This is a genomic window from Azospirillum oleiclasticum (assembly GCF_013423485.1).
Taxonomy (GTDB): domain Bacteria; phylum Pseudomonadota; class Alphaproteobacteria; order Azospirillales; family Azospirillaceae; genus Azospirillum; species Azospirillum oleiclasticum.
The window spans coordinates 91,703-110,307 of the sequence record NZ_JABFFR010000015.1 but is presented as its reverse complement, the minus strand read 5'-3'; the positions used below and the strand labels follow the sequence as shown (position 1 = coordinate 110,307).

Annotated in this window: 17 protein-coding genes and 1 pseudogene; 2 read left to right on the top strand and 16 right to left on the bottom strand. The window is 69.6% G+C overall.

The window, feature by feature from the left end; genetic code table 11:
* Positions 1–6 precede the first annotated feature (6 nt).
* From HL658_RS17890 to HL658_RS17865, 6 genes and pseudogenes are all read right to left on the bottom strand, one after another.
* Positions 7–1,074, bottom strand: coding sequence for an ABC transporter permease (locus tag HL658_RS17890; RefSeq protein WP_211109780.1), 1,068 nt, complete (start codon positions 1,072–1,074; stop codon positions 7–9).
* A complete protein-coding gene (locus HL658_RS17885; protein ID WP_180284998.1) occupies positions 1,071–2,633 on the bottom strand; it encodes a sugar ABC transporter ATP-binding protein in 1,563 nt (520 codons plus the stop codon). Before HL658_RS17885 ends, HL658_RS17890 begins: the two co-directional genes overlap by 4 nt.
* A gap of 44 nt (positions 2,634–2,677) precedes the next feature.
* Entirely contained in the window at positions 2,678–3,805 is a 1,128-nt protein-coding gene (locus HL658_RS17880) for a sugar ABC transporter substrate-binding protein (RefSeq protein ID WP_180284999.1), read from the bottom strand.
* A 204-nt stretch (positions 3,806–4,009) separates the two neighbouring features.
* Positions 4,010–4,750, bottom strand: coding sequence for a response regulator transcription factor (locus HL658_RS17875; RefSeq protein WP_180285000.1), 741 nt, complete (start codon positions 4,748–4,750; stop codon positions 4,010–4,012).
* Entirely contained in the window at positions 4,738–6,033 is a 1,296-nt protein-coding gene (locus tag HL658_RS17870) for a sensor histidine kinase (RefSeq protein WP_211109779.1), read from the bottom strand. The genes HL658_RS17875 and HL658_RS17870 overlap by 13 nt, the downstream gene beginning before the upstream one ends.
* Before the next feature lie 273 nt (positions 6,034–6,306).
* Positions 6,307–6,630: pseudogene (locus HL658_RS17865) on the bottom strand (IS6 family transposase); the annotation flags it as partial.
* On the opposite strand from HL658_RS17865, the gene HL658_RS17860 reads away from it, so the two are divergent.
* A complete protein-coding gene (locus HL658_RS17860) occupies positions 6,605–7,504 on the top strand; it encodes a sensor histidine kinase (protein WP_246337673.1) in 900 nt (299 codons plus the stop codon). The pseudogene HL658_RS17865 and the gene HL658_RS17860 sit on opposite strands and share 26 nt — an antisense overlap.
* Before the next feature lie 198 nt (positions 7,505–7,702).
* Here HL658_RS17860 and HL658_RS17855 read toward each other — a convergent pair whose 3' ends face one another.
* From HL658_RS17855 to HL658_RS17810, 10 genes are all read right to left on the bottom strand, one after another.
* Positions 7,703–8,026, bottom strand: a complete 324-nt coding sequence (locus HL658_RS17855; RefSeq protein ID WP_180287647.1) for a hypothetical protein — start codon at positions 8,024–8,026, stop codon at positions 7,703–7,705.
* Between the two features lie 479 nt (positions 8,027–8,505).
* Positions 8,506–9,681, bottom strand: coding sequence for an IS110 family RNA-guided transposase (locus HL658_RS17850; RefSeq protein WP_180285002.1), 1,176 nt, complete (start codon positions 9,679–9,681; stop codon positions 8,506–8,508).
* A 314-nt stretch (positions 9,682–9,995) separates the two neighbouring features.
* Positions 9,996–10,769 carry an enoyl-CoA hydratase gene (locus HL658_RS17845; protein ID WP_180285003.1) on the bottom strand — a complete coding sequence of 258 codons (774 nt, stop codon included), beginning with the start codon at positions 10,767–10,769 and terminating at the stop codon, positions 9,996–9,998.
* Between the two features lie 30 nt (positions 10,770–10,799).
* Entirely contained in the window at positions 10,800–11,966 is a 1,167-nt protein-coding gene (locus HL658_RS17840) for an acetyl-CoA acetyltransferase (RefSeq protein ID WP_180285004.1), read from the bottom strand.
* Positions 11,967–11,971: 5 nt separating this feature from the next.
* Positions 11,972–13,042 (bottom strand): branched-chain amino acid ABC transporter permease, encoded by a 1,071-nt coding sequence (locus tag HL658_RS17835; protein ID WP_180285005.1) that lies wholly within the window; start codon positions 13,040–13,042, stop codon positions 11,972–11,974.
* Between the two features lie 3 nt (positions 13,043–13,045).
* Positions 13,046–13,936, bottom strand: a complete 891-nt coding sequence (locus tag HL658_RS17830) for a branched-chain amino acid ABC transporter permease (protein WP_180285006.1) — start codon at positions 13,934–13,936, stop codon at positions 13,046–13,048.
* 9 nt (positions 13,937–13,945) lie between these two features.
* Positions 13,946–14,746, bottom strand: a complete 801-nt coding sequence (locus HL658_RS17825; protein WP_180285007.1) for an ABC transporter ATP-binding protein — start codon at positions 14,744–14,746, stop codon at positions 13,946–13,948.
* Entirely contained in the window at positions 14,743–16,389 is a 1,647-nt protein-coding gene (locus HL658_RS17820; protein WP_180285008.1) for an AMP-binding protein, read from the bottom strand. Before HL658_RS17820 ends, HL658_RS17825 begins: the two co-directional genes overlap by 4 nt.
* Entirely contained in the window at positions 16,386–17,222 is an 837-nt protein-coding gene (locus HL658_RS17815; protein ID WP_180285009.1) for an ATP-binding cassette domain-containing protein, read from the bottom strand. The genes HL658_RS17820 and HL658_RS17815 overlap by 4 nt, the downstream gene beginning before the upstream one ends.
* Positions 17,219–17,497: a hypothetical protein gene (locus HL658_RS17810; RefSeq protein WP_180285010.1), complete on the bottom strand. Its 279-nt coding sequence runs from the start codon at positions 17,495–17,497 to the stop codon at positions 17,219–17,221. The genes HL658_RS17815 and HL658_RS17810 overlap by 4 nt, the downstream gene beginning before the upstream one ends.
* A gap of 319 nt (positions 17,498–17,816) precedes the next feature.
* Between HL658_RS17810 and HL658_RS17805 the strand changes: the two genes are divergently transcribed.
* Positions 17,817–18,569, top strand: a complete 753-nt coding sequence (locus tag HL658_RS17805; protein WP_343055184.1) for a FadR/GntR family transcriptional regulator — start codon at positions 17,817–17,819, stop codon at positions 18,567–18,569.
* Positions 18,570–18,605 lie beyond the last annotated feature (36 nt).

The following is an 18,605-nucleotide window of genomic DNA, read 5'->3' as shown; positions in this document are numbered from 1 at the left end:
GTATCCTCAGCCGAAAAGCTGCAACCGGTTGCGAATCCTGAGCGCGCGCGCAGCACCCAGCGACACGGCGATCAGCAGCACCATACCCTCGAACAGCGGCTGCAGCAGCGGATCGGCCAGCGCGCCGAGCCAGGAAGCCTCGTCGAACACCCGGAAATTGAAGGAGATCGAGCGCAGGACGAGGGCCCCGAACAACGATCCCACCACGCCGCCGGACCCACCGAACAGCGAGGTTCCACCGATCACCACCGCAGCGATCGAGTTCAGCGTGTAGGCCCCGGCCTGCGGCGCGTCGGCGTTCCCCGTCCCGGTCTGCAAAGCCAGATAGAGGCCGGCCATGGCGGCGAACAGCCCGGCCAGCGTGTAGGCGGCGAGCCGCGAGCGGTCGACATCGATCCCGGACAGATAGGCCGATCCCTCCGACGAGCCGACGGCGTAGCAGCCGCGCCCCATCTCGGTGCCACGGAACGGGACCCACACGAACAGCAGGACCGCGAGGACGAGCAGCAGCGGCACCGGAATGGGGGCGAAAGGTTGGAACCACGCCGCCTGGCCGCCGTCGAAGACGCCCAGCACCGCCGCCGTCTCCGCGAGGTCGTAGGTGAGCATGGCGGACAGGTCGGCGTTCACCGCCCCGCCCGGGGTGGGCCGCAGGAACAGCGCGATCCCGATGTAGACGGCGCCGGTCGCGAGCGTGGCGATGATCGGCTGCATGCGGCCGTAAACGACCAGACAGCCGTTGACCAGCCCGCCCAGCGTCCCCGCCGCGAGGCACGCGAGGATGCCGAACGCGAGTTCCACCGGCCCACCCGACAGGACGCGCGAGGCGAGGCAGTTGACCAGCGTCATCAGCGGCCCCACCGACAGGTCGAGTCCGCCGGTGAGCACCGGCACGGTCTGCGCCATGGCGGCGAGGATCAGGGCGAACGACTCGTTGCTGTTCTGCACCAGAAGCGCCGCCGAGCCGCCGCGCGGGTGTTGCGCCGAATAGAGCCCGTAGAGTGCGGCGAACAGCCCGACGGCGAGCAGCAGGCCGAGATTCCGCGACAGCGCGGCGCGCAGGCCCCGCGTCACGGCCGGACCTCTGCCCCGGCGGCCCGTGCCGGTCCCGGGCTGCCCGTCAGGGCGACATCGAAGGCGCTTCCGAGAATGTTCATTTCGGTGATGTCGTCTCCGGCGAGTTCACGCGCGATGCCGCCCCGGTACAGCACGAGGACGCGGTCGCAGCAGCCGATCAGCTCGGCGAGGTCGGTGGAGAACAGCAGGATGGCGACGCCCTCGTCGGCCAGCCGGCGCAGCAGGGCGTAGATCTCCTGCTTGGTGCCGACGTCGATGCCGCGGGTCGGGTCGTTGAGCAGAAGGATGCGCGGCTTGGTCATCAGCCACTTGGCCAGCACGACCTTCTGCTGGTTGCCGCCGGACAGGGTGGCGACCGCGCGGTTCACGTCTCCCACTTTGATCTGAAGGCTCCGGACCATGGACTCGACGTCGCTTTCGAGGCGGGCGCGGTCGATCAGGATCCCGCCACCGTGGCCGCCGAGCGAGGACAGCGCGATGTTGTCGGCCACCGACATGGCGAGCACCAGCCCCTCGGTCTTGCGGTCCTCCGGGATCAGCGCCATGGCGATGTCGGGCGCCTTGGCCGCCGCCGGGCCGTCGATGCGGCGCGGCCGCCCGTCGATGGCGACGGTGCCCTCGACACCGCGCAGCACGCCGAACAGCGCCAGCAGCAGTTCCCGCTGGCCCTGGCCGTCCAGCCCGCCCAACCCGACGATCTCGCCCTTGCCGATGGTGAAGCCGATGTCGCGCAGGCGGTCGTCCCAGGACAGATGGTCGACACGGATGGCCGGGGGGTAGTCCCGCGGCGCCGCCGGCTTGGCGGGGAACACCCCCGTCATCTCGCGGCCGATCATCATGCGGATGATGTCGTCATGGCCGCGCGTGTGGGCGTCGAACGTCTCGACGTGGCGGCCGTTGCGGAACACCGAGCAGCGGTCCGCCAGCTCCCGGATCTCGTTCATCCGGTGGGAGATGTAGATCACCAGCGCGCCCCCGTCGCGGACCTCCCGCAGCACGGCGAAGACGCGGGCGAGCTCCGCCCCCGACAGGGCGGACGCCCCCTCGTCGACCACCAGGACGCGGGGGTTGCGGCCCAGCGCCTTGGCGATCTCGACGAGCTGGCGCTGCGCCAGCGGCAGATCCTTGACCCGCGTGCGGGGGTCGAGACCGGGGCAGCCGACCCGGTCCAGCAGCGCCGCCGCCACCCGCCGCTGGGCGCGGCGGTCGATCAGGCCGAAGCGGCGCGGCGGGTCCGTGATGCAAATGTTGTCGGCGACGGACAGGTCGGGCACCAGGGAGAGTTCCTGGAAAACGCAAACCACCCCGGCCGCCACCGCCTCGCGCGGCGAGGCGAAGGCGACCGGTCGGCCGTCCAGCCGCATCTCCCCGGTGTCCGGCCGGATGACGCCGGACACGATCTTCATCAGCGTGCTCTTGCCGGCCCCGTTCTCACCGAGAACGGCGTGGATCGAGCCGGCGCGCCCGGCGAAGTCGACGTTGCGGAGCGCGTGCACCCCGCCGTAGCTCTTCGACACGTCGCGCAGTTCGAGCAGCGGTGCCGTAGCGTCGGTCATCGGAATCCCCCGGCCTCGGACGTAGGGAGGGCGCGTCGCGCCCCCTACTTCCGGTCCTCCTTGGTCTGCGCCATGATCTCGATGCCGGAGATGTCCACCCCGCAGGCCGGGAAGGCGTTGGCGGTGAAGAAGTTGTCGGTCAGCTCCGGCCAGAAGTTCTTGCCGGCCTCCAGCGTCTTGTAGCTCTCGGACGGGATCGGCATGGAGATGAGCTGCGGCATGGGATGGCCCTGAAGCGCGGACAGCGCGGCCTTGATCGCCACCGCGACCATGCCGGGCGACTGGCCGACGGACAGGCCCTTCAGGCCCTTGTCCTTGTGTTCGGCGATCAGCTTGCGGAAGCCGTTCTCCGCCTCGCCGGACACGGGAACCAGCGGGTGCCCGGCGTCCATCAGGGCGCGGACCGCGCCGGTGGTGCCGCCCTGGACGTAGAGGCCATCGAACTTGCCGTGCACCGCAAGCGCGTCGGCCACCGCCTTCTGCGCGGCGCCGTCGTCCCAATTGCCGACCACCTCGACGATCTTGAAGGAGGTGCCCGGCGCCTCGACGACCTCGCGGAAGCCGATATGGCGGTCGCGGTCCACGGAGTTCCCGGCGATGCCGCGGACCTCCAGCAACGCGCCCGACTTGCCGACATTCTCGACCAGCCAGCGGCCGTGCATGCGGCCCATCTCGAGCTGGTCCTCGTTGACCTGCATGACCTCCTTGGTGTCGAGGACGTTGTCGAAGGGCACCAGCACCACGTTGGCGCGGTTGGCGGCCCGGATGACGCGGTCGAAGCCGGTCGGGCTGACGGCGATGGTGACGATCGCGTCGAAGCCCTGGTTGATGAAGTCTTCGATGGCGCCGAGCTGCGCGGCCGCGTCGGTCCCCGTGGACACCACCTTGAAGTCCTTGATCAGCGGCTTGATGTCGGGCTTCTCGACATAGGCCTTGGCGGTCTGGATCATCTGGATCCGCCAGGTGTTGCCGACGAAGCCGTTGACCAGCGCCACCCGGTAGGGGCCGGTCTTCGCCGGCCATTGCAGATGGGTGGTCGAGGCTTCCCACGGCTTGAAGCATTGCGGGTCGGCCCCCGGGCCGGCCACCACCTTCGGCGCCGCCAACGCGGCACCGGCGGCCAGAAGAGCCGTCGCGGCGAGCGCGGCGCGTGCGAAACAGCGTATCGACATGGCGGATCTCCTCGTCGCGTTTCCTCGGTGTCGTCTTCTTGCGGCGGCCCGTGGCGGCGTCGCACGGAACCGGCGCGCCGACGGCGGTTCGCCGGACAGCCAGATGGTATTATGTACTGATAGTTGGTGAAACAATCATGCCCGCGCGATCTTGCGCGCGAGCCCACAGCCACGACTGTGGATTCCCACAGTCCACCGGAACGCTCAGTCGGAGCGGTGCCCGCGTTCCTTCAGCCAAGCGGCAAGCCGGGCGTCCTCCCGCTCCAGCCCGTCGGTGTTCAGCAGGCCGCGGGCGAAGCCGGCGAACACCGCACGGCTGCGCGGGTTGAAGGGGCCGGCTCCGGCGTCCTCGCCGTCCCCTTGGCCGTGGATGCCCAGCTTGTCGTAGAGGCCGTGCAGCCGGCTCTGCACCCCGCGGATCGACAGGTTGCGCCGCTGCCCGATGGCGCGGTCGGTCAGCCCCAGCGCGATGTCGACGAGGGCCTCGTACTCGAATTCCGTCAGGCCCTGGCGGCGGTCGTTGGCGCGGTGGTGGACCCCCCAGATCTCGCGGTCGATGACGCATTGCTCCTCGATGAGGACGCCGCGCAACGCGAAGCGGATGCGGTCCTCCGACGCGGATTTGAGCACGTAGCCATAGACCGCCGCCGAGGGCACGATCTTGGAGACGCCGCGGACATAGGCCTCGTCGGCGTAGTTCGACCAGAACAGGATTCGGGTCGCCGGACGGCGGCGCCAGATCGCGCGCGCCACCTCGGCGCCCGACAGGCGCGGCATCTGCAGGTCGAGCACCGCCGCGTCGAGGGTGCCGTCGCGGGCGAGCGCCTCCGCCACCATGCCGTCCGCCGCCTCCAGGATATCGGCGCCGGCGGGCAGCAGGCGCTCGAGCGTGGTGCGCAGGAACGCGCGGTGGAGGGGGTCGTCCTCGGCGATCAGGATTCGCATGGCGCATCCCCGGTCCGGGACGGCCACCACGCGCCGGCCGGAAGCAGCACCCGCACCAGCGTGCCGCCTCCCGCGCCCTCCGCCGACCCGATCGACAGGCGGGCCCCCACCAGCTCGGCCCGCGTCTTCATGTGGCCGACGCCGCCGGTGGCGCGGCAGGGGGAGCCGGCCGGTATCCCGACGCCGTCGTCCCGGATCGCGATCACCAGACCGTCGTCGGCGGATTCGATGACGACGGCGATCTCCGTGCCGAGGCTGTGCCGCACGGCGTTGTTCACCGCTTCCTGAGTGATGCGGTAGAGCGCGGTCCGCACCGTATCTGGCAGGCGATCGACCGCGCCGTCCGCCCGGTCGTCGATCCACCAGCGCCGCCCCTCCCGGCCGGCACACTGGCCGGAGAGCAGCGCCTCCACCGCCTCGCCGAACCCGAACAGGTTGAGGACGCCCGGCTTCAAATCCTCGACCACCCCGCGGAGGTCGTTGAGGCAGGCGATGACGTCCCGTTCCACCGCGGCCAAAGGGTCGTCGGCGCGGCCCCCGCGCTCCTCGCGCAGACGCGCCAGCGAGCGTGCGATCCGCGCGAGATCCGCCAGCGTCTGGTCGTGCAGATCCATGGCGATGCGCTGGCGTTCCCGCTCCATGCCCTCGGTCAGGCGCAGCGCCCCCTGCCGCAGCAGGCTCTCGCGCGCCCGCGCCTCGCCCTCGGCGACCGCGGCGCGCTGGGCCTGCTCGCCGCGGCTGAGCGCCCAGAAATAGGGCGCGATGAGGTCGGCGCATTGCCGCGCGCAAGCCACGTCCTTCTCACCATAGGCATCGGGACGGTGGGCGCTGATGCTGACGGCGCCGATCACCTCGCCCTGGACGCGCAGCGGTACATGGATGCGGCTGCGCAGATTGTGGGTGAAGATCGGTTCGTCGTCGGCGCCGTCGAAGTGGAAACGGTCGTCGGCCGGCGCGTCGGCGGTCAGCAGGAAAGGGTCGATGCCCCACAGCACAGTGCGGATGGGACTCCGCGCGGTCGGGCGCTGCCGGGACGAGCCGCGGCTCCACAGCGTCTTCATGCCCGCCTCGTAGACGTGCTGGAGCTGGGACTCCGGACCGAGCAGCGCGATGTCGAGGTGCTGGTGCGGGATCAGGTGGCGGATCTCGGCGGCCAGAGCCTGGAGAATCGCGTCGCCGTCGGTCAGCCCCGCGATGGCGCGGGAGATGGCAAGCAGCCGGAACGTCACGGCGGAGTCGTCGGGCCAGCCGGCTCCGGCCTCCTGCTCCGCGGCCATGGCCATCCTGATGCCTCCTCCCCGCCGGACATTGGCGCCTGTTCTCTGCCGACTGTAGCGCGGTTGGGGCGGACGGGGAACCACGCTGGCCCGTCTGCCACCTTTCTTGTGGTGTCAGCCTGCCGGTGTGTTGGCCGCGATGAGGCGCGGGTGCATCGGCCCGACGCCGTCGAGGATCACGACGGTCTCGCCCCCAAAGTGGCGACCCTTGAAATCCGTCACGGCCCAGTCCCTCTTTCGTTCCGGCCATTCCGCCGAATGCGGACCAGCATTGCAACAGAGCCGGAAATCGATCGTCTGCCCGCGCGCATCGACGGCGCGGTACAGGTACATCCACCGTCCCTTCACCTTGACGTAGGTTTCGTCGACCCGCCAGGAACCGTTCGTCATGCGCAGGCTGGGACGGATGCGCCGATCCAACTCCGGGGCGTAGGCCTGGATCCAGCGGAAGATGGTCGTGTGATCGACCACCACGCCGCGGTCAGCCAACATCCGTTCGAGATCGCGGTAGCTGATCGGAAATTGCAGGTACGAGCGCAACGCCCACAGGATCACCTCCGCCGTGAACTGTCGGCCCTTGAACGGGCTCTTCCCGCTGCGCATCACTCCGTCACCCCAGCTGCCAAAAAGGGCTGGATTCTACCCGATCTTCGCTCCGTCGCAAACGCTGCAACAGAACCTTGCGTTCCACGTCGCACCATGTCCGGCCGTCGTGCGCAGCGACCGCACGCTGCTGTCACGGATGCTGAGCAACCTGGTCGAGAACGCGCTGCGGTACACCGAGGCCGGACGGATCGCCATCGAGTGCCACCAGGCTGAAGGCCGCCTGCGCCTCGAGGTGAACGACACCGGCATCGGCATTCCGCCCGATCATCTGGAGCGGATCTGGGAGGAGTTCCATCAGGTCGGCAATCCCGAACGCGACCGTAACCGCGGCTTGGGCTTGGGCCTCGCCATCGTGCAGCGCCTCTCCGCGCTGCAGGAGCATCCGGTGGCGGTGCGCTCGGTGGTTGGGCGAGGTTCGGTGTTCTCCATCGAGGTTCCGCTCGGCCATGCGAGGACACAGAAAGCGACCACAGCGGTGACAGAGATAAGAGGCAACGGCCGCCTTGTGATGGTGGTGGACGATGACGCCATCGTCCTGCTCGGGCTGAAGGCGACGTTCGAGGCGTGGGGGTATGAGGTGCTGGCCGCCGGGTCAGCGGACCAGGCGCTGGCACGTCTTCGGGAACGGGGCCGACGACCGGACATCGTGGTCGCCGACTACCGCCTGCGCGAGAGGCGTTCCGGGACCGAAGCGATCCTGCGGGTCCGGGAGGTCTATGGCACCAACGTGCCGGGCATCATTCTGACCGGGGAAACCGGAAGCGAGCCGCAGGACGATGCGGCTGCGCATGACCTCCATGTCGTCCACAAGCCGGTCACCGCCCGGCAGCTCGGAGATGTTCTCGACCGATTCCTCGCCGACAAGCGGTGACGACGGGGATCGCCGTGCTGCTAGGGGGTGTCGATGACCCTCGGTGCGGTGCCCGGCACAGGGGCCGGGTTAACTCGCCACCGGCAACAAGGCGCCGATGGTGGTCAGCAGTTCCTGCGCCATCACCGGCTTGGTGAACCGGCGGACGCTGTTGCAGCGAGGCGGCGAGAGCTGATGCCGGCAGATCGGTGCGTCTGATCATCGGATGCGGACGGACTCCGGACGTCCAAGGTCGAACATGCGGTTCAGGACCATGACAGCGACGCTAATCTCGGTCTGCTGCCGGTCGTCGCTGTGGAAGCGGAGACCCTCCCCGATCACGTGTTTGTAGCGGCTGAAGTAAGCTTCCACGAGCGCGCGCAGGTTGTAGCCGGATGTTGCCTGCCACGCGCTGCGTCCACCTGCGGCGATGGCCTGCGGATGCCGATCCCGCTGTGTCGGTGCGCTCTGCGCGGTATCGCTCGGTACCGCGGTAGAGCGCGGCGGCACGACCACGCCCGCCCCTGGGTGCCGCTTGGTCACGGCTTCTTAGACGCCGCTCTGGTCGTAAGCACCGTCGGCGACGACGGCATCGAGTGGCTCGGCGATCTGGTCCCGCAGTGGACCGACTTGCGAGGCGTCATCCACGTCATTGAACTGATGGTGTGGATGCCCCCACCGCTCGGCATCGCCGAATGCCGGGCTGCAGTGTTTGTCTGACATTGCTAATGGAGGGCAGCATGACGGAGAGCTATCTGGTGGCGACCGTCGAGATCAGGCGGCACGAAGTGGTCAGAGGTGGAGCCGGTTTGCGGAGCGCACGAGGTGCGCTGCGACCTTGTATTCGGTGGGTCCGTGAGAACCCGAACCTTGATGCAGGCATCCGCATCGACAACCAGGCTCCGGGGCGGCGGTCCCTATCTGGAATGCGGTACGAAGACCACGTCATGTAACGGGCTGCCGCCACCTCGGACCCGCCAGGACGGCCAAGCGGCTACGGTCGGCCGCCGTCCCGTCGAGAGCTACGCCGCAGCAGGGTCGGGCCGGACAAGCGTGCCCTGGGGCACTTCGCCGGTCTTCACCATCCGCCACAACGCGATCAGCAGCTTGCGGGCGAGCGCAACGATCAGCACCATGCGGGTCCGGCCTCGGCCATCGGCCGTCCGCTCCCGGAACCATTTCACCAGCGCACTCTCCTTCTGGAAGACAAGGAAGCGCCACGCGAGTTGGACCATGCCCTTGCGGACCCGCGCGTTACCGGCGCGCGACAATCCGCGTTCGCGTCGGCGCGCGCCACTCTCATCGGGAGAGCCGGTCAATCCGGCATAGCGCGCCACCGCCCGGCGGTCCCGCAGGTCGCGAAGCAGGATCTCCTGCACGAGCAGGTCGGCCGTCTCCACCCCGATGCCGACCACGCGCGACAACATGCGGACCATAGCATCGGCGTGGCCGCGCTGCGGAGCTGCCTGGGCCATCCGCTCCATGCGTTCGCGTTCGATTTCCGCGATCTGTTCCTCGACCATCCGAAGTCGGGCTGTATCGCGGCGGAGTTCCGACATCGCATTGGCGGGGATCGTCACGCCTTCAGGGGTGCGCAACCCGTCCAGTCGCTCGGCCGTCTTGCGCAGCGCCGGGTTGACGTCGCGGATCCCCAGACGGGCGAAGGCGGCCTTCATCCGGTTGATGATCCGGGTTCGTTCGCCCACGAGGTTCTCCCGCTCGCGCGTCGGACGCTTGGCGTCTTCCTCCTCGATCCCCGGCACGGCCACCATCGTGCAGTGTCCGGGCTCGCCGCGCAGCCACCCCAAAAGGACGCGCATGAGCAGCTCCGTATCGAGCCGATCGGTCTTGGCGCGGCGACGGTCGCGCGACACCGCTACGCTGCTGGCGTGGATGATCCGGGCTTCGATACCCCTGGCGCGCAGCCATCGTGCCAGCCAGTAGCCATCCCGGCCGGCTTCGTAGGCGACCACCATTCGCGTGACGTCCCGGCCGGCGGCTATCGCCTCGCGGCGCCAGCCCTCCAGCAAGAGCAGGAGAGCGTTCTCGTCAGGGCTCAGCGTCTTCAAGGGCCGGCGGTCGACACCGGGGACAAGCCCGGCGACGAGCCAGCTCGACAGGCTCATCTCGATGACCACGACCAGGATTTCCTCGGGAACGATGGTGGCCGTCGAGCGGCCAATCTCGGGCTGCTGCATGGGATCGTCTCCGTCGGTTCCAGACATCTCAGCGTGCCGCGACGATCACGCTGGCCCATAGCATCTGGAAACCATCGCCCCGCTCGGCGATGATGCCATTTTCATTCTGCCCGCCATGGTCGCATGACACACCAGCCAGATCAGCCGGAGACCAATGGAGCGACCCGGCTCCTACACCACGCCTCGGGGCACGATCGCCGTGGCGGATAAGGGCTGCCCCGATCGCCGATAGCGGCACCTCTCGCACCCGCCGACCACCCGCCTTGAATGTGCCAACCGACGGTGCCATCGGTCGGCGCCCCATCACTCCGAATCTAGCAGTGCTTCCAGACGGGCTGGCGCTTCTCGGTGAAGGCGGTCATGCCTTCCTTCCGATCCTCCACCGCGAAGGTCGCGTGCATGAGGCGCCGCTCGAAAGCGACACCCTCGGCGAGGGTGGTCTCGTAGGCCTTGTTGACCGACTCCTTGGCCATCATGGCGATCGGGCGCGACAGATTGGCGATGCGCTCGGCCACCCTCACAGCCTCGTCCACCAGCTCGGCCATTGGCACGATGCGGCTGACCAGCCCGGTGCGCTCGGCCTCGGCGGCGTCCATGTTGCGGCCGGTCAACACCATCTCCATGGCCTTGGACTTGCCGACGAAGCGGGTCAGGCGCTGGGTGCCGCCGGCCCCCGGGATGGTCCCGATGGTGATCTCCGGCTGGCCGAACTTGACGTTGTCGGCGGCCAGGATGAAGTCGCACATCATCGCCAATTCGCAGCCGCCGCCCAGAGCGTAGCCGGCCACCGCCGCCACCACCGGCTTGCGGCACCTCGCCACCCGCTCCCACTTGGCTGTGATGAAGTTGGACTGATACACGTCCATGTAGGTGAAGCGGGCCACCTCCTTGATGTCGGCGCCGGCGGCGAAGGCCTTCTCCGACCCGGTGATGACGATGGCGCCGATGTTGTCGTCGGCCTCGGCCGCGTCGATGGCGTGCCCCAGGTCGGTCACGAGTTGGTCCGACAGCGCGTTCAGCGCCTTCGGCCGGTTCAGCGTGACGAGCGCGACTGGCCCGCGGTGTTCGACGAGGATGGTTTCGTACATGGTTCGCTCCCTGGTCATGGCGCTGTGCCGTCAGCGCACCCGTTCGAGGATGCTGACGTAGTTGGCAACACCGGCGCCGCCCATGTTGAAGATGCCGGCCTTCGCCGCGCCCGGCACCGGCAGGCCGACCGGTGCGTCCGCGAGTTGCATCGCCGCCATCACATGCATCGACACGCCGGTGGCGCCGATGGGATGGCCCTTGGCCTTCAGGCCGCCGGAGGGATTCACCGGCAGCCGCCCGCCGATCTCCGTCCAGCCCTCCATGATCGCGCGGTGCCCCTGCCCCGGACCGGTGAGCCCCATCGCCTCGTACTCGATCAGCTCGGCGATGGTGAAGCAGTCGTGCGTCTCGACGAAGTCGAGGTCGGCGAGGGTCAGGCCCGCCCGCTCCAGGGCCCTGGCCCAGGCCACGGCACAGCCTTCCAGGCGCACGATGTCCCGACGGGCCAGTGGCAGAAAGTCGTTCACCTGCGCCTGCGCGCGTAGCGCGACGGCCTTGCCGACCGTCGCCGCCACGTCGGGATGCGCCAGTACCAGCGCCGCGGCGCCATCCGAGACCATCGAGCAGTCGGTGCGGCGCAGCGGACCGGCGACGATCGGGTTCTTCTCCGACACTGCGTTGCAGAAGTCGAAGCCGAGGTCCTTGCGCATGTGGGCCAGCGGGTTGGCGGCGCCGTTGCGGTGGTTCTTCGCGGCGATCCGGGCGAGCGCCTCGGAGCGGTCGCCGTGCCGCTGGAAGTAGAGGTCGGCAATCCGCCCGAAGATGCCGGCGAAGGAGGCGCCCTCCCCGCCCTCCTCCCGCACGTAGCTGGCGGACACCAGCGCCGTGCGCACCTGCTCGGCGGACGCGGCGGTCATCGTCTCCACGCCGACCACGAGGACCGCCCGCGCCTGTCCGGATCCGATCGCCGCCGCCGCCTGCCGCAAGGCGGCGGAGCCGGTGGCGCAGGCGTTCTCGACCCGGGTCACCGGGGTGAAGCGCGGCACCGCGTCACCCTGCAGGACCAGGGAGGCGGGGAAGCCCTGCGGCACCATGCCCTGGTTGAAATGGCCGACGAACACCTCGTCGATGTCGGCCGGATCGAGTCCGGAATCGGCGACCGCGTCGGCGGACACGCGGGCAACCAGCGATTCCAGGGTTTCGTCGTCCAGCTTGCCGAAGCGCGTGTGCGCCCAGCCGATGATGTGGCCCGGCATGGGTGTCATCCTTGATGGTGGAGCGGCCAGTGGCGGAGTCGGGTCTTGAGCACCGTGCACAGCCGGGCGAGGCCGTGCGGTTCGAGGATCAGGAAGGCGATGATGAGGCCGCCGAACACCATCAGCTCGAGGTTGGCGAGGAGGTCCGGCCGCAGGGTGCCGCCGAACAGGGCGGCGAGGTTGGTGATGGCGATCGGCAGCAGGATGATGAAGCCCGCCCCGAGGAAGGACCCCAGGATGCTGCCCAGCCCGCCGATGATGATCATGAACAGGATCTGGAAGGAGCGGTGCAGCGTGAAGGCCTCCACCTCCACCGTCCCGAGGTGGAGGAAGCCCCACAGCGCTCCGGCGATTCCGCAGTAGAAGGAGCTGACGGCGAAGGCCGAAAGCTTGGCGCCGAAGGGGCGGATGCCCATCAGCTCGGCCGCGGTCTCGTGGTCGCGCACCGCCATCCACGCGCGCCCGATGGAGGATCGCACGAGGTTCTTGGCGGCGAAGGCCAGCCCGACCACCACGGTGAGGACGAGCAGGTAGCGCATCTCCGGCGTGCGGAACGACAGGCCGAACAGGGCCAGCGGCGGCGTGCTGATGACGCCCGAGGCGTTGCCGTTGGTGAACCAGGGCACATGGGTGAACAGCCATTCGATGAAGAACTGCGCGGCGAGCGTGGCGACGGCGATGTAGAAGCCGCGGATGCGCAGGCTCGACAGCCCGAACAGGACACCCACGGCCGCCGCCGCCAGCCCCGCCAGCAGGAAGCTGACCGGGAAGGGAAGCCAGGGCAGGCGCAGCACGAGGTTGGCGGAGACGTAGGCGCCGACCGCCATGAAGGCCGCAGCCCCCAGTGAGAGCTGCCCCGCGTATCCGGTGATGATGTTGAGCCCCAGCGCCGCCAGCGACAGCACCAGGAAGGGGATGGCGATGGAGCCAAGCCAATAGGCGTCGGCGGCCAGCGGCACGGCGACGAAGGCCAGGGCCAGCAGGACGGCCATGCCCCGGCGCTCCTGCGCGATGGGGAAGATGGCCCGGTCCTGGCGGTAGGTGGTCCGGATCTCTCCGGCGTCCCGGTAGTACATGCGTCAGACCCTCATGACCCGCTTGCCGCCGAAAAGCCCGCCCGGACGGACGAGCAGGAAGGCGATGGCCAGCGCGTAGGGAAACCAGTTCTCGATGCCGCCGCCGATCAGGGCGCCGACGTAGATCTCGGCGAGCTTCTCGGAGGCGCCGATGATCAGCCCGCCGACGATGGCGCCGGCGACGGAATCGAAGCCGCCGAGGATCAGCACCGGCAGCGCCTTCAGCGCGATCAGCGTCAGGCTGAACTGGACGCCGAGGCGCGCACCCCAGACCAGCCCCGCCACCAGCGCCACCAGCCCGGCCGCTCCCCAGACCACCGCCCAGATCAGGTTCAGCGGCACGCCGGCGACCTGCGCCGCCTGGCTGTCGTCGGCCACCGCGCGCAAGGCGCGGCCCATGCGGGTGTGGCTGAAGAAGAGCGACAGCGCGATCACCAGCCCGGCCGCGATGACGGCGGCGGTCAGGTCGAACCGGCTGATCAGCACACGGTCGATCTCCATCGGCATGTCGGGAATGCCAAGGTCGAGCGCGCGCACCTGGCTGCCCCAGACGGCCTGGGCGAAGCCTTCCAGGAAGATGCTGAGCCCGATGGTCGCCATGAACAGGATGATCGGCGGCTGCCCGACCAGCGGGCGCAGCACCACGCGCTCGATGCCGACGGCGAGGAGCATCATCACGCCCAACGCCGCCGCCAGCGCCATCCAGAACGGCAGGCCCAGCTCGACGAAGCCGACGAAGGTCAGCGCGGCGAACAGGACCATGGCGCCCTGGGCGAAGTTGAAGACGCCGGAGGCCTTGTAGATCAGCACGAAGCCGAGGGCCACCAGCGTGTACATGACGCCGGACAGGAGCCCCCCGACCAGCGCCTCCACGAAGAACCAAAGCCCGTCCATGGGATCCTCCTAGGCGGCGATGCCGTGGTTGGTGCCGAGATAGGCGGCGATCACCTCGGCGTTGCCGCGTACGGCGTCCGGCGGGCCGTCGGCGATCTTGCGGCCGTAATCGAGCACCGCGATGCGGTCGGACAGGTCCATGACGACGCCGATGTCGTGCTCGATCAGCACGACGGTCGTGCCGAGCACGCGGTTCACGTCGAGGACGAAACGGCACATGTCCTGCTTCTCCTCGAACGTCATGCCGGCCATCGGCTCGTCGAGCAGGAGCAGTTCCGGCTCCGCCGCCAGCGCGCGGGCCAGTTCCACCCGCTTCTGCAGACCATAGGGCAGCGTGCCGACGGGCGTCCGGCGGACCGCCTGCAGGTCCAGGAACTCGATGAGCTCCTCCACCCGCCCGCGCTCCGCCACCTCCTCCCGCACGGCGTGGGGCAGGTTCAGCGCCTGCGCGACGATCGACGCCCGGAAACGTCGGGCACGCCCGCTCAGGATGTTGTCGAGGACGGACATGCCGCGGAACAGGGCGACGTTCTGGAAGGTGCGGGCGATGCCCTGGGCGGCCGCCTCGGCGCCGCCCATCCGTGTCCAGCGGCGGCCACGGAACGTGATGTCGCCGGCCTGCGGGTGGTAGACGCCGTTGATGACGTTCAGCATCGACGTCTTGCCGGCCCCGTTCGGGCCGATGATCGACAGGATCTCGTGGCGGCGGACCTCGATGGAGATGTCGTTCAGCGCCTTCACGCCGCCGAAGGACAGGCTGATGGAGCGGGCGCTGAGCAGCACGTCGCCGATGGGCCTGCGCGGGATCATGCCTCCCTCCCCCGCGGCACCGCGCGCGCCAGCAGATGCCGGCGCAGCCGCCCGGTCGGAGTGAGCGCCGCGTCGATGCGGCCGGTCGCGATGTCGAACCGGGCGATCGCGTCGGCGCCGTGTCGGGAATGCAGCGCCGCGTTGGTCGCCTCGACGAGACGGGCGGCGAGGTCGCGCACCGGCCCCGTCGTCATGCCACCGGCCAGCGCGATCCCCTGCCGGTGCGCCCATCGTCCGACCGTGTCGGGGTCGAGCACCAGGAGGGCGGCCAGCCGACCGCTGCCGTCCCCCTGGACGAAGGCCCGGTCGATCGCGTCGTGGCCACGCAGATCCGCCTCGACCGCCGCGGGGTCGAGCGGGTGCCCGCCGACGGCGAGCCGGGCGTCGCGACGGCCGAGCAGGGTCATGCCGCCATCCGGTGTGAGGCTCGCGGCATCACCGGTGTCGATCCAGCGGCCATCGTCGCGCCGGACGCGGAGCTGACCGTCCACGGTGGTGACGGACACCCCCGGCAGCGGCTGCATCGTGCCGCCCTCGTCCCGCTCCAGCGCCACCAGCCCGGCTGCCTCCGCCAGCCCATATCCCTGGCGCAGCGGGACGCCGAGCGCACGAAGCCGGACCGCGCAGCCGGGCCCCAGCGCGTCGCCGACCGAGACCGCGACGCGCAAGCGGCGCAGGCCGAGCGCGTTGAGAAGGGGCGCCGACAGCAGCAGGCGGCGCCCGGCCGCTCCCAGCGCGCTGGCGATGCGCACCAGTGGCCGGTCCACCGGCAGGTGGCGGCGGATGCGGCGGTCGATCAGTTCGAAGGCGCGTGGGGGTGCGACGATTACCGTCGGCGCCAGGTCGTGGAGGTCGGTCGCGATGGTCGCCGGGCTTTCGGCGCAGGCGACGCAATGGCCGGCCACGAGCGCCGGCACGACGAGCATACCCTGGTCGAGCACGCTGTCCATCGGCAGGAACGCCAGCGCCAGATCCTCCGGCGTCAGCGCCAGTGCCGCGGCGCCGGTCGATGCCGCCGACAGAAGATCGGCGTGGCTCAGCGGCACCGGGCGCGGCTTCCCCTGGATCCCGGCGCTGTGCAGCACGACGGCCACGGCGTCGGCCCGCGTGGCGGCGGCCTTGGCCGCGAACCAGTCGGCCGGCGTGTCGCGGAAGCGGGCGGCGCGCTCCTCCAGCGTCGGGATGGACGAGGCGGACGCACCCGGCGCTGCCAGCCGGAGCACGACCGGTTCGGCCCGCCGCGCGACCCGCTGAACGGTGTCCGCCTGCTCCTCGGTTTCCGCGACGACGACGGCCGGAACGTGTCCCGCCAGCACGGCTGCGAGACGATCCGCATCGGCGGTTGCCGGGATCGGCAGGGCCGTCGCGCCGAGGCACTGGGCGGCGAGCATGGCGTGGTACAGCTCCGGCCGGTTGTCGCCGAGTGTGGCGACCACGGCATCGGTCGCCACGCCGGCCTCGGCCAGCACCCGGGCGATGGCCGCGACGTCGGTGGCCTGCCCGGCCCAGGTCCAGGTCCGCCAGATGCCGCGGCGCTTGTGACGCATCGCCGGGCGGGTCGGCCGCGTCCGCGCGTGGTGCGCGATCAGCTTCGGCAGGGTGTCGGCACCGGGCGGCGCCCCCTGCGGGGGAAGGGATGTCATTCTGGTCTCCATCGGCCGCAGCAAAGCCAGCGCTGGCGCGGCCGGGCGGCTGCGGGATCACGGAAGGTCTGCCGGCCGTCGGCGTCGAGCCCGAGATAGGACGCCTGCACCACCGGGTCGGCGCGCAGACTGGCGGCGCCGCCGTCCAGGACCACCCGTCCGTTCTCCAGCAGATAGGCGTGGGTGGCGTAGCGCAGGGCGGCCGCCGCGTTCTGTTCGGCCAGCAGGAAGCTGACGCCCTCCTCGCGGTTCAGCCGCCGGAGGATCTCGAAGATCTCATCGACGAGTTGCGGCGCCAGCCCCATGGACGGCTCGTCCAACAGGATCATCCGCGGCTTCGCCATCAGCGCGCGGCCGATGGCGCACATCTGCTGCTCACCGCCCGACAGCAGGCCGGCGGGGCTGTCGCGGCGCAGCTTCAGCCGGGGGAAGCAGCGGTACACGAGGTCGAGGCTGTCGGCCACCGCCGCCCGGCCGTCGCGGCGGGTGAAGGCGCCGACGCGCAGGTTCTCCTCGACGCTCAGGCTGGCGAAGCAGTGCCGGCCCTCCATCACCAGCGACAGCCCGCGCGGCGCCAGATCGGCCGCACCCAGACGGTCGATGCGCCGGCCGTCGTAGACGATGCTGCCGCGGGTGACCTCGCCGCGGTCGGCACGGAGCAGGTTGGCGACGGCCTTCATGGTCGTGGACTTGCCGGCGCCGTTGGGACCGAGGAGGGCGACCACGCCCCCCTCCGGAACCGCCAGGGACACCGACTTGAGCACCAGCGCCGCACGGTCGTAGACCACCTCCACGCCGTTGACGGCCAGCAGCGGCTGTGTTTCGGACATCATGCCGGACCGTCCCCGACCGCTGCCGTGTGGCGTGATCCCCCATTCCCGGCGCATTGCGGAGCGGCGGGGGCCGGCGGAAGGACATGAGAAAGCAGCCGCTTGGCCACTCCATCTGTCCGACCATCGCTGATCGAGAAACCAGAAAGCCCTTCGGCCATCGCCTTCGGGCTGGTGCGGTCGATGGCGAAGGGAGTGAACGGCTCCTGTGCATGGGCCGCGGCGGACTGCGGTGCAAAAGCGATGGCCGGCATGGCCACTGCGATGCGGCGCGTCATGGTGATGACCTCCTCCCTTTTTGCTGAGGCGGCAACAGGGTCGCCTCCGCAATTATTGTCCGACTATCGGATCATCGTTTCGTCCATCTGTGCTGTCAAGCCAGTTTCGAATCACGCCATGGATCCATACCCCTGATGTCTTGCAGGCGCTCCGAACTGGTGCGATTCCGCTGGAGACAGAGGGTGTGGTCCGGTGCGAAAAGAGTTTGGTGTACAATCGTGAAAGGCGTATAGTCCGCAAAAGCGCTCGACTGTTGGTCTGTCGGGCATTACTTCTGTGGAAGTGGCAGTCCCATCTCCGGCATCAACGAGGAAAGCCGTGTCCGCAGTCCAGCCCCTGGTTTTCGATCGCGTCGAGACGCAGCCGGCCTATCAGCTCGTCGCGTCGATGATCGAGAAGCGCATCATGGAGGGGACCTTCAAGCCCGGCCAGCAGCTTCCGTCCGAGCTGGACCTCGCCAAGCAGCTCGGCGTCAACCGCTCGACGGTGCGCGAGGCGATCCGCGTCCTTGAGCAGAACGGGCTCGTCTTCCGCAAGAGCGCGCGGCGCTTGGTGATCAGCGTGCCACGGCAAAGCGAACTGGCCTCCCGCATGAGCCGGGCGATGGTGCTGCACGAGATCACCTTCCAGGAACTCTGGGAGACGATGCTGACGCTGGAAACGCGGGCCGCGGAGCTGGCCGCCCTGCGGGCGACGGAGGAGGACGTGGCGCTCCTCGACGCCAACCTCGCCGCCACCCGGGAGTGCCTGGAGCATGAGGAGCGGCTGGTGAAGCTCGACATCGAGTTTCATCTGACCGTCGCCCGGGCCGCCCGCAACCGCGCGCTGCTGCTGGCGCGCGAGCCGATCGGCCTGCTGTTCTACCCCGCCTTCTACAAGGTGATGTCGCGGCTGAACGCCAAGGACCGGCTGCTGGCCGCGCACACCGAGATCGTCACCGGCATCCGCGGCCGGGACCCCAAGCACACGGCGCTGTGGATGGAGAAGCACATCAAGGACTTCCGCCGCGGCTACGAACTGGCCAATCTCGACATCAACCAGCCCGTGGACGCCTCGCCCTACGGCGGCTGACGGCGAGGCCTCCGGAAAGCCTCGCCGTCGCGGCCA

What these genes read in the sequence shown, in the direction of transcription:
- HL658_RS17830 (WP_180285006.1), bottom strand. Translation starts at nt 13,936, where the DNA reads ATGGACGGGCTTTGGTTCTTCGTGGAGGCGCTGGTCGGGGGGCTCCTG.
- HL658_RS17840 (WP_180285004.1), bottom strand. Translation starts at nt 11,966, where the DNA reads ATGCCGGGCCACATCATCGGCTGGGCGCACACGCGCTTCGGCAAGCTG.
- HL658_RS17885 (WP_180284998.1), bottom strand. Translation starts at nt 2,633, where the DNA reads ATGACCGACGCTACGGCACCGCTGCTCGAACTGCGCGACGTGTCGAAG.
- HL658_RS17835 (WP_180285005.1), bottom strand. Translation starts at nt 13,042, where the DNA reads ATGTACTACCGGGACGCCGGAGAGATCCGGACCACCTACCGCCAGGAC.
- HL658_RS17880 (WP_180284999.1), bottom strand. Translation starts at nt 3,805, where the DNA reads ATGTCGATACGCTGTTTCGCACGCGCCGCGCTCGCCGCGACGGCTCTT.
- HL658_RS17815 (WP_180285009.1), bottom strand. Translation starts at nt 17,222, where the DNA reads ATGATGTCCGAAACACAGCCGCTGCTGGCCGTCAACGGCGTGGAGGTG.
- HL658_RS17850 (WP_180285002.1), bottom strand. Translation starts at nt 9,681, where the DNA reads ATGCAGCAGCCCGAGATTGGCCGCTCGACGGCCACCATCGTTCCCGAG.
- HL658_RS17820 (WP_180285008.1), bottom strand. Translation starts at nt 16,389, where the DNA reads ATGACATCCCTTCCCCCGCAGGGGGCGCCGCCCGGTGCCGACACCCTG.
- HL658_RS17825 (WP_180285007.1), bottom strand. Translation starts at nt 14,746, where the DNA reads ATGATCCCGCGCAGGCCCATCGGCGACGTGCTGCTCAGCGCCCGCTCC.
- HL658_RS17870 (WP_211109779.1), bottom strand. Translation starts at nt 6,033, where the DNA reads ATGGCCATGGCCGCGGAGCAGGAGGCCGGAGCCGGCTGGCCCGACGAC.
- HL658_RS17810 (WP_180285010.1), bottom strand. Translation starts at nt 17,497, where the DNA reads ATGACGCGCCGCATCGCAGTGGCCATGCCGGCCATCGCTTTTGCACCG.
- HL658_RS17875 (WP_180285000.1), bottom strand. Translation starts at nt 4,750, where the DNA reads ATGCGAATCCTGATCGCCGAGGACGACCCCCTCCACCGCGCGTTCCTG.
- HL658_RS17845 (WP_180285003.1), bottom strand. Translation starts at nt 10,769, where the DNA reads ATGTACGAAACCATCCTCGTCGAACACCGCGGGCCAGTCGCGCTCGTC.